Genomic DNA, 14,783 nt, shown 5'->3' with positions numbered 1-14,783 from the left:
ATCAGCCCCGCCCGCCGACGGCGATCGCCACCTCGGCCGAGAGGCCGGGCACCACCCGACCGCGCAGTGAGCTCGGGATGTCGAGGGCGATCTTGACCGGCACCCGCTGCACAATCTTCACGAAGTTACCGGTCGCGTTGTCCGGCGGCAGCAGGCTGAAGCGCGCGCCGGTAGCCGGCGAGGCACCAATCACGTGGCCGCGCAGCGGGCGGTCCGGGAAGCTGTCGAGCCTCACCTCCACCGTCTGGCCTGGCTGGATATGGGTGATCTGGGTCTCCTTGTAGTTGGCCTCCACCCACACATCGTCCACCGGCACTATGGCCAACAGGTTGGTTCCCTTGGTGACATAACGCCCCTTGCGCACGCTGCGATTGCCGACCACGCCGCTGATGGGGGCCCGGATCTGGGTGTCTTCCAGACTCAGGCTGGCCAGCTCAAGGGCGGCGCGGGCCTGATCTCGCTGTGCCAGCCGCTGGGCGCGCTCGGTCTGCAAGGAGCCCAGCTGGCGCTTGGCGCTGGCCAGCCCAAGACGGGTCGCCTCCAGGCTGGCGTTGGCCTGGCGCATCCGGGTGCGCTGGGCGTCGGCACTCGACTTGGCCACCAGCTTCTTGCCGAGCAGGTTGTCATAGCGCGCCCACTCGGCGCGCTGAAGCTCGGCATCGGCGCGGGCCGCCTCGATACGCGTGGCCGCCTCACCGATGCCGATCTCCTGCATGGCGATGCGCTCGCGCACGTTGGCCAACGCCGCCTCGGCGGCGGCCAGTGCGCCCTCCGCCTGAGTCTTGAGGGCCTGGTAGTCACGCGCATCTACCTCCGCCAACAGATCGCCGGCGAGCACGAACTGGTTGTCGGCGACATGAACCCGGGTCACCACGCCGGCTACCTCGGCGCTGATCTGGGCTATCTCCCCCTGCACGTAGGCGTTGTCGGTGACCACCTCCCCCGCGCAGGGCATCAGGTAAACATAGAGACCGGCCACGGCCCCCAACAGCACCAGGGCCACAGCCCCCTTCTTCATCGTCGCTTTCATCTTCACTCCGCACATGATACTGTACCGTACAGTACAAAATCATAGAGAGCGTCGTGGACGGTGACAAGCCCCCGACGATAAAAAATGTACCAAGGAGTACTGTAACTATGCGTCCATCGAGTCTGGAGAAGCGCCAACGCTACCTGGCAAGCGCCATCGAGCTGTTTCTGGAGCAGGGCTATGACAACACCAACATGGCGCAGTTGATCGAGCGCTGTGGCGGCTCAAAGCTGACCCTGTACAACTACTTCGGCGACAAGCAGGGGCTGCTGCGGGCCGTGGTGGCCGAGCTGACCGAGCCCTCCGGCGAGGCACTGGCCCTGCCGCTGCCCGACGCGCGCCCGCCGCGCCAGCAGTTGATGAGCTTCGCCGTCAACTACCTGCACTTTGTCTACGATCCGCGCCGTCTCAAGCTGTGCCGCCTGGTGATGACCCGGGTGCACAAGGACCCCGATCTCATCCACTTCTTTCTCGAGCGCAGCGCCTACCACTCCCAGAGCGTGCTCGGCACCTTCCTCAAGGCGCTCGACAGCCAGGGCACATTGCGCTTCGACGATCCCGATCTGGCCTGCGAGCAACTGCTCGGGGCGCTGCGGGGCAACCGCCACTTCGAGGCCCTCTACGCCGACACCATCCCGAGCCCCGCCGAGATGCGCCGCAGCGCCGAGTCGGCGGTGGATGCCTTCCTCGCCGGCCACAGCCGCCATCCGGTTGAACCGGGCAGACACCAATAACAACGCCACCTTGCGGTAGCGCTGCTATCGGGCAGAGGTGAGCAGGATCAGGCGCTCTGGCGCAGCGCCTCTATCTGGGCGGCGCCATTGATCACCGCCTGCAGGGAGGCGCTGACCACGTCGCGGCCGATGGCCACCCCGCAGGTGCGGGTCCCGTCCACGCTCAGCAGCACATAGGCTGCGGCGCGGGATTCGGTGCCGGCGGTGAGGGCATGCTCGGAGTAATCCAGCACGTCGATGTGCATGCCGGTCTGACGCTGCCAGCCGTTGACCAGGGCCGTAATGGCCCCCTCCCCTTCACCGCTCAGCTGCAGCGAGCCGGTCGGGGTCTGCAGCTCGAGGCGCAAACTCTCCTGGCTGTCGCGACCGAGCTGGAAGCGACCGATGCGATAGCCGTGGGCGGGTTCGAGATAGTGGCGCTCGAACAGGGTGCGGATCTGCTCCGGGCTGATTTCGCTGCTGCTGGCTTCGGCCTCGGCCTGAACCCGGCGGCTGAAGTCAATTTGCAGCCAGCGCGGCAACTGCAGACCAAGGTCGCGCTCCAGCAGGTAGGTGACGCCCCCCTTGCCGGACTGGCTGTTGATGCGGATCACCGCCTCGTAGCTGCGCCCCAAGTCTGCGGGGTCTATGGGCAGGTAAGCCACGTCCCAGTAGTGATCCGGTTTTTCTGCCGCGAGAGACTTGCGGATGGCATCCTGGTGGCTGCCGGAAAACGCGGTGTAGACCAGCTCGCCGGCATAGGGGTGGCGCGGGTGCAGGGCAATCTGGGTACAGGCCCCCACAGTAGCGACGATGGCATCCATGTCGGAGAGGTTGAGCTCGGGGTCGATCCCCTGGCTGTAGAGGTTCATGGCCATGGTGACGATGTCCATGTTGCCGGTGCGCTCGCCGTTGCCGAGCAGGGTGCCCTCGATGCGATCCGCCCCCGCCAGCACCGCCAGCTCGGCGGCAGCCACCCCGCAACCCCGATCGTTGTGGGTGTGGATGGAGATGCTCACCTCGGGGCGCGCCTTCAAATTGCGGCAGAACCACTCCACCTGATCGGCAAACACGTTGGGGGTGCTCACCTCCACCGTGGCGGGCAGATTCAGGATCATGGGGCGGGCAGAGCTGCGCCACTCATCGATAACGGCGTCGCACACCTCGACGGCAAACTCCACCTCGGTGCTGCTGAAGCTCTCCGGCGAGTACTGAAAGCTCCACTCGGTGCCCGAATTGCGGGCCGCATACTCGCGCACCCAGCGCGCCCCCTGCACCGCGATGGCCTTGACCCCTTCTTGCCCTGAGTTGAACACATAGTTGCGCTGGGTCGGGTTGACCGAGTTGTAGACGTGGACGATGGCCCGCTTCGCCCCCTTGAGGGCCTCGAAGGTGCGGGCAATCAGATCTTCGCGCGCCTGCACCAACACCTGGATGGTGACGTCGTCCGGAATCAGGTTGCGGTCAATAAGTTCGCGTACGAAGTCGAAATCGGGCTGGGAGGCGGCCGGGAAGCCCACCTCGATGTGCTTGAAGCCGATGTGCACCATCAGCGCCCACATCTGCAGCTTCTGGGCCACCGTCATGGGCTCGACCAGCGCCTGGTTGCCGTCGCGCAGATCCACGGCGCACCAGAGCGGCGCCCGCTCCAGTACCCGGTTGGGCCACTGGCGATCCGCCAGATTGATGACGGGGGCACGGCGGTATTTGCGATGATCGAAGCTCATATTCTGATTCCCTTGGCTGATAGACGAACGGCTGACTGGCGGCTGACAGAGGGACGAAGAGAGGGAAGCGGGGCGGCGCGGTAACGCCGGCCCTGACGAGTCGCGAGGCGGTAACCCCACGCCCGGTATCCTGTGGCCCTTCCCGGTAAGAAGGGTCGGCCGCACAACCCGATAAGGCTGCGGGCCCGATCTGTTCACCCCTGCATCGGCAGGCGCAGACGATCTGATCCGTTGACTCCTGTGACGAGAACCCAGTATAGATAGGCGACGCGGGCGAGAGATTGCAAAGAACGCTGTCAAATACATCTATTGCACAATCATTGTGATGTTTTATCTGATTATTGAGTGACTATCTCCCTCAGGTTCCCTGACCAGGCACTTTCCCTTCTACCCCGCAGCCTTCGGCCAATAAAAAACCCCGCCATCGCTGGCGGGGTTGTCTCGGGTCACGAAGGAGGCGTCCCTCCTCCATCACGCGCTCTTAGCGGCTTTTCAGCTGGCTCTCGACCTTCTGGTGCAGCTCCTGCACCGAGCTCACGTTGGCGGTAGCATCGACTGTGATGGCCATGCAGGTGGCGAACGCCGCGTGCAGCGTGGTGGTGTACGCCACCTTGTGCTGCAGGGCGCCACGGCGCAGCTGCTTGGAGTCCTCGATGGCGCGGCGGCCCTCGGCGGTGTTGACGATGTAGGTGTACTCGCCATTCTTGATGCGATCCAGAATGTGCGGACGGCCCTCGTGCACCTTGTTGACCAGGCGCGGGTTGATGCTCGCCTCACCCAGAGTCACCGCAGTGCCGTGAGTAGCGTCGAGGTCATAGCCCAGCTCCAGCAGCTTGGCGGCCAGGTTCACCACCCGCTCCTTGTCGCTGTGGCGCACGGAGAGCAGGGCGCGACCTTCGCGCGGCACCTGGTGACCGGCACCCAGCTGCGCCTTGGCATACGCCTCGGCGAAGCTGCTGCCCACCCCCATCACTTCACCTGTACTGCGCATCTCCGGCCCCAGCAGCGGGTCGACACCCGGGAACTTGGCGAACGGCAGCACTACCTCTTTCACCGAGTAGTAAGGCGGGATGATCTCGCTGGTGAAGCCCTGTTCTTTCAGGCTCTGACCGGCCATGACGCGGGCGGCAATCTTGGCCAGCGGGGCACCGGTGGCCTTGGAGACGAACGGCACGGTGCGGGCGGCACGGGGGTTCACCTCGATGAGGTAGATCTCGTTGTCTTTGACCGCGAACTGCACGTTCATCAGACCGACCACGCCAAGCTCCAGCGCCAGTTTGCGCACCTGCTCGCGCATCTCGTCCTGAATGGCCTTGGACAAGGTGTAGGGCGGCAGGGAACAGGCGGAATCACCGGAGTGGATACCGGCCTGTTCGATGTGCTCCATGATGCCGCCGATGACTACGTCGGTGCCGTCGCAGATGGCGTCCACGTCCACCTCGGTGGCGTCGTCCAGGAAGCGGTCCAGCAGTACCGGCGATTCGTTGGAGACGCTCACCGCCTCGGCGAAGTAGCGGCGCAGGTCCTGCTCGTCATAGACGATCTCCATGGCACGGCCACCCAGCACGTAGGAGGGGCGAACCACCAGCGGGTAGGTGATGCGCTCGGCGGTCAGCACCGCCTGCTCCAGCGCGGTGACGGTGCCGTTTTCCGGCTGCTTGAGCCCCAGGCGCTCCACGGCGGACTGGAAGCGCTCGCGATCTTCGGCGCGGTCGATGGCATCGGGGCTGGTGCCAATCACCGGCACGCCGTTGGCCTCCAATGCTCGCGCAAGCTTGAGCGGAGTCTGGCCGCCGTACTGGACGATGACGCCTTTCGGGTTTTCGACGCGCACGATTTCCAGCACGTCTTCCAGGGTGACCGGTTCGAAGTAGAGGCGGTCCGAGGTGTCGTAGTCGGTGGAGACAGTTTCCGGGTTGCAGTTGACCATGATGGTCTCGTAACCGTCTTCGCGCAGGGCCAGCGCCGCGTGCACGCAGCAGTAGTCAAACTCGATGCCCTGACCGATACGGTTCGGGCCGCCACCGATGACCATGATCTTGTCGCGGTTGGTGGGGTTGGCCTCGCACTCCTCGTCATAGCTGGAGTACATGTAGGCGGTGTTGGTGGCGAACTCGGCGGCGCAGGTATCGACCCGCTTGTAGACCGGGAAGATGTTGTGGCGGGCGCGCAATTTACGCACTTCACTTTCGGCCACGCCGAGGATCTTGGCCAGACGGGCATCGGCGAAGCCCTTGCGCTTGAGGCTGCGCAGGAAGTCGGCATCCAGGCCGGCCATGCCGCGCTCTTTCACCTGCTCTTCCAGCTTCACCAGCTCTTCAATCTGCACCAGGAACCAGGGGTCAATCTTGGTCAGGCGGAATACGCCGTCCATGGAGAGACCGGCCCGGAAGGCGTCGGCGATGTAGAAGATGCGATCGCTACCGGCATCCTGCAGCTCGTGGCGGATGCGGGTCAGGGCGTCAGGGGCATTGAGATCCAGCATGGGGTCGAAGCCGGTCTTGCCGGTCTCGAGGCCACGCAGCGCCTTGTGCAGGGACTCCTGGAAGTTGCGGCCGATGGCCATCACTTCACCGACGGACTTCATCTGGGTGGTCAGACGGTCGTTGGCGCCGGCGAACTTCTCGAAGTTGAAGCGCGGTACCTTGGTGACCACGTAGTCGATGGCCGGCTCGAAGGAGGCCGGAGTGCGACCGCCGGTGATGTCGTTCATCAGCTCGTCCAGGGTGTAACCGATGGCGAGCTTGGCGGCGATCTTGGCGATGGGGAAACCGGTCGCCTTGGAGGCGAGCGCGGAGGAGCGGGAGACCCGCGGGTTCATCTCGATGATGACCATGCGGCCATCTTTGGGGTTGATGCCGAACTGGACGTTGGAGCCGCCGGTCTCGACGCCGATCTCGCGCAGCACCGCCATGGAGGCGTTGCGCATGATCTGGTACTCCTTGTCGGTCAGCGTCTGGGCTGGCGCGACCGTGATGGAGTCACCGGTGTGGATGCCCATGGGGTCGAAGTTCTCGATAGCGCAGACGATGATGCAGTTGTCGTTGCGATCCCGCACCACTTCCATCTCGTACTCTTTCCAGCCGATCAGCGACTCGTCGATGAGCAGCTCCTTGGTCGGCGACAAGTCCAGGCCGCGCTCGCAGATCTCGACGAACTCTTCGGTGTTGTAGGCGATGCCGCCACCGGAGCCGCCCATGGTGAAGGAGGGACGGATGATGCAGGGGAAGCCCACTTCGGCCTGCACTTTCCAGGCTTCTTCCATGTTGTGGGCGATGCCGGCGCGCGGGCACTCCAGGCCAATGCTGCGCATCGCCTTGTCAAAGCGGGAGCGGTCTTCGGCCTTGTCGATGGCGTCGGCGGTGGCACCGATCATCTCGACGCCGAATTCGGCCAGCACGCCGTGCTTCTCCAGATCCAGCGCGCAGTTCAGTGCGGTCTGGCCGCCCATGGTGGGCAGGATGGCGTCCGGGCGCTCTTTCTTGATGATCTCGCGCACCACTTCCCAGGTGATAGGCTCGATATAGGTGGCGTCGGCCATCTCCGGGTCGGTCATGATGGTGGCCGGGTTGGAGTTCACCAGGATGACGCGGTAGCCCTCCTCGCGCAGGGCCTTGCACGCCTGGGCGCCGGAGTAGTCGAATTCGCAGGCCTGGCCGATGACGATGGGGCCGGCGCCGAGGATCAGGATGCTCTGAAGGTCGTTACGTTTTGGCATGGCTCTCTTTATCCTCTTAGGCGCGATACTGCTTAATCAATTCAATAAAGTGGTCGAACAGACCGGCACAGTCGTGCGGGCCCGGGCTCGCTTCGGGGTGACCCTGGAAGCTGAAGGCCGGACGGTCGGTGCGATGGATGCCCTGCAGGGACCCATCGAACAGGGAGACGTGGGTGGCGCGCAGGCACTCCGGCAGGCTGTTCTCGTCCACCGCGAAGCCGTGGTTCTGAGCGGTGATCATGACTGTGTTGTCGTCCAGGCTCTTCACCGGGTGGTTGGCACCGTGGTGGCCAAACTTCATCTTGACGGTCTTGGCGCCAGAGGCGAGACCCAGCAGCTGGTGACCCAGGCAGATGCCAAACACCGGGGTGTTGGTATCAAGGAAGGTCTTGATGGCCTCGATGGCGTAGTCGCACGGCTCGGGGTCACCTGGGCCGTTGGAGAGGAAGATGCCATCCGGGTTCAGCGCCAGTACCTCGGCAGCCGGGGTCTTGGCCGGCACCACGGTCAGGCGGCAGCCGCGGTCCACCAGCATGCGCAGGATGTTGCGCTTGACGCCAAAGTCGTAGGCCACTACGTGGTATTTGAGCTGGTCGGCATCCGGGGTGACGTGCCCCTTGCCAAGCTGCCAGCTGCCTTCGGTCCAGTTGTACGCCTCGCCAACCGTGACCTCTTTGGCCAGGTCCATCCCCTTCAGACCGGGGAAGGCGCGCGCCTGTTCGAGGGCATAGGCTTCATCAACCTGTTTCCCGGCCAGAATGCAGCCGGCCTGGGCGCCTTTCTCGCGCAGGATGCGGGTCAGTTTGCGGGTGTCGATGTCGGCGATGCCAACGATGTTGTGGGACTTGAGATAATCGGAGAGGGATTGCTGATTGCGGAAATTGGAGGCAAGTATCGGAAGGTCCCGGATGATCAATCCCTGAGCGTGGATTTGACTGGACTCTTCATCTTCGCTGTTGGTGCCGGTGTTGCCTATATGGGGGTAAGTGAGGGTGACTATCTGACGGGAATAAGAGGGATCGGTGAGGATTTCCTGATAGCCCGTCATCGACGTATTGAAAACCACTTCACCAACGGAACATCCCTCGGCGCCTATCGACACGCCTTTGAACACAGTTCCATCTTCCAGCACTAGCAATGCAGTGTGATTCAAGACAACCTCCAGTTATTTAGCTTTAAATTCAGCAATTTACCTGGGTGTTGCGGGCTCGGTTCCGGCCTTGGACAGGACTCGAACCCGGCAGATTTCTGGCAAATTGGGCGCATTCTACTTAAAAACGATCGCATTTCAACGTCTTTTCTCATTCGAAATGCATCTAAATTCAATAAACAAGCAACATTACCCATTATCTATGCACTTCATTGCTTTGCAACCCCCTCCCTGAAAAGAAAAGGCAAAAGTTGCTACCAATCCAGACCAAGAGACCATCATTGATACAAAAACCAATTTTAAATCCTTAAAAAACAATGCAATGAAGTTTCATATAAAAAATCTCAACGCCTGCAATCAGCTTTTTTATGGAGGATGAGTGGCCTTGGAAAATGGAAAACGTTTTTCTGCGTTTGAATTTTTAGTCTGTTTTGGTGGATGTAAAAAAATGCCCTGACAGGGGCTATTGAGGCCCATTTCCGTTACCAGCCGATGACATTCATGCAATGCAGGATCCGGTAAAACAGCAGAGAGGGGAGATTTATCTCGTTTCGTGCAAAAATCATCGTGTAAGCGGCATTTATACAAAATCACCAATAAAAAACCCCGCATGAGCGAGGTTTTGAGCAGACAAGCGGGCCGGGCAGCCCCTTCGTGCACACCACGGGTGCCGTGATGTCAGTGGATGTGGTTACTTGAGGCCGAGTACGTCCTGCATGTCATAGAGGCCGGCGCCCTGCCCCTTGAGCCACTTGCCGGCGCGCACCGCACCGTTGGCGAAGGTGAGACGACTGGAGGCCTTGTGGCTGATCTCCACCCGCTCGCCGATGTCGGCAAACATGACTGTGTGCTCCCCCACCAGATCGCCGGCGCGAATGGTGGCAAAGCCGATGGTGTTGCGATCCCGCTCGCCGGTGATCCCCTCGCGGCCGTAGACGGCGCACTCTTTCAAATCGCGTCCCAGCGTCTTGGCCACCACCTCGCCCATGGAGAGAGCGGTGCCGGACGGTGCATCCACCTTGTGTCTGTGGTGCCCCTCGATGATCTCGATGTCGGTGTAATCCCCCATTACCCTGGCGGCCTGCTCCAGCAGCTTGAACACCAGGTTGACGCCCACCGAGTAGTTGGAAGCGAAGACGATGCCGATCTCGCCGGCGGCAGCCTTGAGCGCTGCCTTGCCCGCGTCGTCAAAACCGGTGGTGCCGATCACCATCTGCTTGTGGTGGGCCCGGGCGAAAGCCAGGTTGGCCAGGGTCACCTCGGGGCGGGTGAAGTCGATGATGAGATCAAACTCGTCCCGTACCTTGTCCAGGCTGTCGCTGATGATGACGCCAAGCCGCCCCAGCCCGTTGAGTTCGCCGGCATCCAGCCCGATCACGGCAGAGCCCGGTCGCTCCAGCGCCGCCCCGACCACCACGCCCTCGGCATGGCTGATCGCCTCCAGCAGCACCTTGCCCATACGACCATTACAGCCCATCACGGCCACACGGATCGGATTGTCCATCTCCACCCTCTCATCTCTATTAAGGAAAGAGACCGTTTTACCAGCCTGCGCCCGCTTTGAAAAGCCCGCCGTGGCCGTCGTTGGCCACCCGAAAAATCAACAACATATTCAACGAAATCCGAATATTTCACGGATCTAATCAATTCAACAAAATCACCAGACAAAAAGCAGCATCCATCTGGACGTCTATCTTGACCGGGCGGGCGCGACTCACTACTGTAGGCACCCCATAGCGGCAGGATGCCCGCCACGCTCACCCCACTGCGGGCTGGCTGAGACAGGGAGGTCATGTACAACCATCGAGGAACACATGATCCAGACTCAACCCAGCGCCAGAGCCCTGCTGCCTCTGCTGGTCTTTCTTGCTCTCTTTATCGGTACCGGCACCTGGCTGACCCTGCAGGGGGTCGAGTTCGCCTTCTATCAGCTGCCCGCCCCCGTCGCCGCCCTCCCCGCCGTCATGCTGGCGCTGGTACTGGGCAAGGAGGGGTTCAACAAGAACCTCGAGACCTTCTTCAAGGGGGTTGGTGACAGCAACATCATGGCGATGTGCCTCATCTATCTGCTGGCAGGCGCCTTCGCCACCGTGGCCAAGGCCACCGGCGGGGTGGATGCCACGGTCGCCCTTGGCCTCTCCCTCATCCCCGGCTGGTTCCTGCTGCCTGGGCTGTTCCTCATCTCCGCCTTCATCGCCACCGCCATGGGCACCTCCATGGGGACCATAGGCGCCGTGGCACCGGTGGCGCTGGGTGTGGCCCAGGCCGCCGGCATCGATCCTGTGCTGATGGCGGGCACCATCCTCTCCGGCGCCATGTTTGGCGACAACCTCTCCATCATCTCCGACACCACCATTGCGGCCACCCGCAGCCAGGGCTGCGAGATGAAGGACAAGTTTCGCGAGAACTTCAAGATTGCCGCCCCGGCCGCCATCGGGGTGATCCTGCTCTATCTGACCCTGGGGTCGGTCGGGGATGCCCCCGCCACCGAGGCCCATATCGAGCTGCTCAAGGTGATGCCCTACCTGCTGATCCTGGTACTGGCCCTCTCTGGCATGAACGTCTTCATGGTGTTGGGGCTCGGCATTGTGGCCGCTGGCGGGGTCGGTCTGCTGGGGGATTACCCCCTCGGCCAGTTCAGCAAGGACATCTATCAGGGCTTCACTGGCATGCAGGAGATCTTCCTGCTCTCCATGTTGATCGGCGGCCTCGGCGCCTTGATGGAACGCCAGGGGGGACTGGCCTGGATCAGCACCCGCATCAGCGCCCTCATCGCCCGCTTCACCCGTCAGCACGACGGCGAGCAGAACGAGAAGGCGGCCGAGCTCGGCATCGCCGGGGTGGTGGGCCTCACCAACCTCTGCACCGCCAACAACACGGTGGCCATCATAGTCGCCAGCAAGGTGGCCAAGGATCTGGCGGATCACCACGGGGTCACCCCGCGCCGCGCCGCCTCCATGCTCGACATCTTCTCCTGCGTGGTGCAGGGGCTGCTCCCCTGGGGCGCCCAGGCGCTGCTGCTGGGCTCCATCTTCGCCCTCTCGCCGCTGGCGGTGGTGAGCATGAGCTTCTACCCCATGGCGCTGGCGCTGGCCGCCCTGGTGGCGGTGTTCGTCAAGCACCAGATGCGCAAAGCCGCCCACGCCTGATAGTGCGGCCGCCGGGCCCCACCCGGCGGCCGAGCCGCGCTGTTCAACCCGGCGCGGCCTTGTTAAGGTGATCGCCTGCCAGTGCGATCCACGTATCGCCCCGTCGCCCGTTCATCAGAGGAGCCCCCATGCCGGATACCCAGCCTGAAAGACAATCCCTGCGCCAGCTCATCCGCCAGCGCAGAAAGAGCCTGACCCAGGCCGAACAGCAGCAGGCGGCCCAGCAGCTGGTTGCCCAGTTCAAGCAGCATCCCGAGATCCTGGCGGCCAAACGCATCGCCCTCTATCTGGCCAACGACGGCGAGCTCAACCCCCTGCCCGCCATCCACTGGCTGTGGGCCCAGCAAAAAGAGGTCTACCTGCCGGTGTTGCACCCCTTCACCCCGGGCCACCTGCTCTTCTTGCGCTACACCGCCACCAGCCCCATGACCCGCAACCGTTACGGCATCGCCGAGCCGGAGCTCGACATGCAGCAGGTGGTGCCCCACAGCACCCTCGATCTGATTTGTACCCCCCTGGTGGCGTTCGATGCGGCAGGCAACCGGCTCGGCATGGGCGGCGGCTACTATGATCGCACCCTCGCCTGCTGGCACGAGCACAGGCTCGGCCCCAAACCGCTGGGGATTGCCCACGACTGCCAGCAGGTAGACGTGGTGCCGCAAGAGGAGTGGGACGTGCCGCTGCCCCAGATCATCACCCCCAGCCGCTGCTGGCACTTTCCCGACTGAGGCCAGAAGCGCCCTTGCCGCACTGATCCGCTCTTGCTGACACGACCATGTGTGCAATGACATGGCGCAATAAACAGGCAAACGATTTACATCTTGTGGGTTTTTGGCTCGGAACGTGAGCTGGGTGGTCGCTCTGGAGGGGCGGCTTGGATATAATGCGGCCGCTTTTTTCCAAAGGATCGATCATGACTCAAGATGAAATGAAGAAGGCGGCCGGTTGGGCTGCGCTCAAGTATGTGGTTCCCGGCACCATCGTCGGGGTAGGCACCGGCTCTACCGTCAACCACTTCATCGATGCACTGGCGACCATGAAGGACGAGATCAAGGGGGCGGTATCCAGCTCCGTGGCCTCCACCGAACGCCTCAAGGGCTTCGGCATCCCTGTGTATGACCTCAACGAGATCGACGCCCTCTCCGTCTACGTGGACGGTGCCGACGAGATCAACGGCACCCGCGACATGATCAAGGGCGGCGGCGCGGCCCTGACCCGCGAGAAGATCGTCGCCGCCGTGGCCGACAAGTTCATCTGCATCATCGACAACACCAAGACGGTCGACGTGCTCGGCACCTTCCCGCTGCCGGTGGAAGTGATCCCCATGGCCCGCGAATACGTGGCCCGCGAGATCAAGAAGCTCGGCGGCAACCCGGTCTGGCGTGAAGGGGTGGTCACCGACAACGGCAACCACATCCTGGACGTGAAAGGCATGGCCATCACCGACGCCAAGGGGCTGGAAGTGCAGCTCAACGCTATCGTAGGCACCGTCACCAACGGCCTGTTCGCCCACCGCGGTGCAGACGTGGTGGTGATTGGTACTCCCGACGGGGTCATCACCCAATAAGGTTGTCTGCCAAAACGCAGCTCAACGGCATCATGGTAGGCACCGTCACCAACGGTCTGTTCGCCCACCGCGGTGCAGACGTGGTGGTGATCGGCACCCCGGACGGCGTGATCATCAGCTGACCTTCGATGGACAGGATCAGGTCACCCATGATCCCTTCGCAATGCAAGACGGCGCCCCATGGCGCCGTTTTTATTTGTTGCTCAATGAGTTGCAAACCCTCGTTTACAACTATCGTTGAAAACTTCAAAGAATTTGACTTTCGTCACAAATATTCCCTCTCCCCAACGTTTTTGCTACTTTACGGTTTTCTTCACACACCATATCTGCACTCACTTTTGCAAACATAGAGGGATCGTCATGACCGCCAAGTTTTCACTGGACAAGGATAAAATCAAGGTGCTGCTGCTGGAGGGGGTTCACCCCAACACGGTGGAAACCTTTCGTGCCGCAGGTTACACCAGTGTGGAGTATCTGAAGACCTCTCTCTCCGAAGAAGAGCTGATCGAGCGTATTCGTGACGTGCATTTCGTGGGGCTGCGCTCGCGCACCCAGATCACCGAGAAGGTGCTGGATGCCGCCAACAAGCTGGTGGCCATCGGCTGCTTCTGCATCGGCACCAACCAGGTATCCCTGGATGCCGCCCACCTGCGCGGCATCCCGGTGTTCAACGCCCCCTTCTCCAACACCCGCTCGGTGGCCGAACTGGTGCTGGGGGAGATCCTGCTGCTGCTGCGCGGCATCCCGGAGAAGAACGCCAAGTGCCATCGCGGTGTGTGGGAAAAGCTGGCCAACCGTTCGGTGGAAGCCCGTGGCAAGAAGCTCGGCATCATCGGCTACGGCCACATCGGCACCCAGCTTGGCATCATCGCCGAGAGCATCGGCATGAAGGTCTACTACTACGACATCGAGAACAAGCTCTCGCTCGGCAACGCCATCCAGGTGCCGAGCATGGTCGAGCTGCTCAACATGTCCGACGTCATCAGCCTGCACGTGCCTGAGACCGCCTCCACCAAGGATCTCATCGGTGCCGAGCAGCTGCGCATGATGAAACCGGGCGCCATCTTCATCAACGCCTCCCGCGGCACAGTGGTGGACATCGACGCCCTGGCCGACGTCATCAAGAGCGGCCACCTCGCCGGCGCCGCCATCGACGTCTTCCCGGTCGAGCCCAAGTCCAACGACGAGGAGTTCCTCACCCCACTGCGCGGGCTGGACAACGTGATCCTGACCCCGCATATCGGCGGCTCCACCCAGGAGGCTCAGGAAAACATCGGGCTGGAAGTGGCCAACAAGCTGGTCAAATACTCCGACAACGGCTCTACCCTCTCCGCCGTCAACTTCCCTGAAGTCTCCCTGCCGGGTCACAAGGGCTCCAGCCGCCTGCTGCACATTCACCGCAACCAGCCAGGCGTGATGAACCAGATCAACCAGATCTTCGCCGACGAGGGGATCAACATCGCCGGTCAATACCTGCAGACCAGCAGCCACATCGGCTACGTGGTGATCGACGTGGAGACCGAGCACAGCGAGAAGGCGCTGGCCAAGCTCAAGGAGATCGGCGGCACCATCCGTGCCCGCATCCTCCACTGATAGACCCGTTTCTCAGAACAGCAAAAAGCCCGTCGCAACGACGGGCTTTTTTATGCTGCGATGCTCAGCGCAGATCCGCGTCGCGGCGCCTTTGTCCCCTTCTCCCCTCGCGGGAGCAGGGTTGGGAACGAGGGGG

General features: G+C 62.4%; 10 protein-coding genes. 5 read left to right on the top strand and 5 right to left on the bottom strand.

Annotated features, from left to right (window positions below):
* Position 1: 1 nt before the first annotated feature.
* Positions 2-1,030, bottom strand: coding sequence for an HlyD family secretion protein (locus tag AB5Y98_RS00195; protein ID WP_240034277.1), 1,029 nt, complete (start codon positions 1,028-1,030; stop codon positions 2-4).
* 107 nt (positions 1,031-1,137) lie between these two features.
* Here AB5Y98_RS00195 and AB5Y98_RS00190 point away from each other — a divergent pair, with 107 nt between their 5' ends.
* Positions 1,138-1,764, top strand: a complete 627-nt coding sequence (locus tag AB5Y98_RS00190; protein WP_126881545.1) for a TetR/AcrR family transcriptional regulator — start codon at positions 1,138-1,140, stop codon at positions 1,762-1,764.
* Positions 1,765-1,811: 47 nt separating this feature from the next.
* On the opposite strand, the gene leuA is transcribed toward AB5Y98_RS00190, so the two are convergent.
* The 4 genes from leuA to dapB form a co-directional block, all read right to left on the bottom strand.
* The gene (gene leuA / locus AB5Y98_RS00185) at positions 1,812-3,470 is read right to left on the bottom strand and encodes a 2-isopropylmalate synthase (RefSeq protein WP_368230998.1); all 1,659 of its coding nucleotides are present in this window, start codon (positions 3,468-3,470) and stop codon (positions 1,812-1,814) included.
* A gap of 481 nt (positions 3,471-3,951) precedes the next feature.
* Positions 3,952-7,188, bottom strand: coding sequence for a carbamoyl-phosphate synthase large subunit (gene carB, locus AB5Y98_RS00180; RefSeq protein WP_368230996.1), 3,237 nt, complete (start codon positions 7,186-7,188; stop codon positions 3,952-3,954).
* A gap of 16 nt (positions 7,189-7,204) precedes the next feature.
* On the bottom strand, positions 7,205-8,341 hold the full coding sequence (carA, locus tag AB5Y98_RS00175; RefSeq protein ID WP_017766693.1) for a glutamine-hydrolyzing carbamoyl-phosphate synthase small subunit: 1,137 nt from the start codon (positions 8,339-8,341) through the stop codon (positions 7,205-7,207).
* 688 nt (positions 8,342-9,029) lie between these two features.
* A complete protein-coding gene (gene dapB / locus AB5Y98_RS00170) occupies positions 9,030-9,842 on the bottom strand; it encodes a 4-hydroxy-tetrahydrodipicolinate reductase (protein WP_043123972.1) in 813 nt (270 codons plus the stop codon).
* A gap of 310 nt (positions 9,843-10,152) precedes the next feature.
* Between dapB and AB5Y98_RS00165 the strand changes: the two genes are divergently transcribed.
* From AB5Y98_RS00165 to serA, 4 genes are all read left to right on the top strand, one after another.
* Positions 10,153-11,487 (top strand): Na+/H+ antiporter NhaC family protein, encoded by a 1,335-nt coding sequence (locus AB5Y98_RS00165; RefSeq protein ID WP_368230994.1) that lies wholly within the window; start codon positions 10,153-10,155, stop codon positions 11,485-11,487.
* 128 nt (positions 11,488-11,615) lie between these two features.
* Positions 11,616-12,215 carry a 5-formyltetrahydrofolate cyclo-ligase gene (locus tag AB5Y98_RS00160; protein WP_324054115.1) on the top strand — a complete coding sequence of 200 codons (600 nt, stop codon included), beginning with the start codon at positions 11,616-11,618 and terminating at the stop codon, positions 12,213-12,215.
* 185 nt (positions 12,216-12,400) lie between these two features.
* Positions 12,401-13,054 carry a ribose-5-phosphate isomerase RpiA gene (gene rpiA / locus AB5Y98_RS00155; RefSeq protein WP_017766696.1) on the top strand — a complete coding sequence of 218 codons (654 nt, stop codon included), beginning with the start codon at positions 12,401-12,403 and terminating at the stop codon, positions 13,052-13,054.
* Positions 13,055-13,414: 360 nt separating this feature from the next.
* On the top strand, positions 13,415-14,647 hold the full coding sequence (gene serA / locus AB5Y98_RS00150) for a phosphoglycerate dehydrogenase (protein ID WP_005302616.1): 1,233 nt from the start codon (positions 13,415-13,417) through the stop codon (positions 14,645-14,647).
* The last annotated feature ends 136 nt before the right edge of the window (positions 14,648-14,783 follow it).

The organism is Aeromonas sp. s3 (assembly GCF_040907805.1).
GTDB classification, from domain to species: Bacteria; Pseudomonadota; Gammaproteobacteria; order Enterobacterales; family Aeromonadaceae; genus Aeromonas; species Aeromonas dhakensis.
Note: the sequence above shows the minus strand (reverse complement) of the source record. Positions and strands in the feature narration are given on the sequence as shown.

Excerpts from the sequence above, each read along its gene's own strand:
- serA (WP_005302616.1), top strand. The coding sequence starts at position 13,415 with ATGACCGCCAAGTTTTCACTGGACAAGGATAAAATCAAGGTGCTGCTG.
- dapB (WP_043123972.1), bottom strand. The coding sequence starts at position 9,842 with ATGGACAATCCGATCCGTGTGGCCGTGATGGGCTGTAATGGTCGTATG.
- carB (WP_368230996.1), bottom strand. The coding sequence starts at position 7,188 with ATGCCAAAACGTAACGACCTTCAGAGCATCCTGATCCTCGGCGCCGGC.
- AB5Y98_RS00160 (WP_324054115.1), top strand. The coding sequence starts at position 11,616 with ATGCCGGATACCCAGCCTGAAAGACAATCCCTGCGCCAGCTCATCCGC.
- AB5Y98_RS00190 (WP_126881545.1), top strand. The coding sequence starts at position 1,138 with ATGCGTCCATCGAGTCTGGAGAAGCGCCAACGCTACCTGGCAAGCGCC.
- AB5Y98_RS00195 (WP_240034277.1), bottom strand. The coding sequence starts at position 1,030 with ATGAAAGCGACGATGAAGAAGGGGGCTGTGGCCCTGGTGCTGTTGGGG.
- rpiA (WP_017766696.1), top strand. The coding sequence starts at position 12,401 with ATGACTCAAGATGAAATGAAGAAGGCGGCCGGTTGGGCTGCGCTCAAG.
- leuA (WP_368230998.1), bottom strand. The coding sequence starts at position 3,470 with ATGAGCTTCGATCATCGCAAATACCGCCGTGCCCCCGTCATCAATCTG.
- AB5Y98_RS00165 (WP_368230994.1), top strand. The coding sequence starts at position 10,153 with ATGATCCAGACTCAACCCAGCGCCAGAGCCCTGCTGCCTCTGCTGGTC.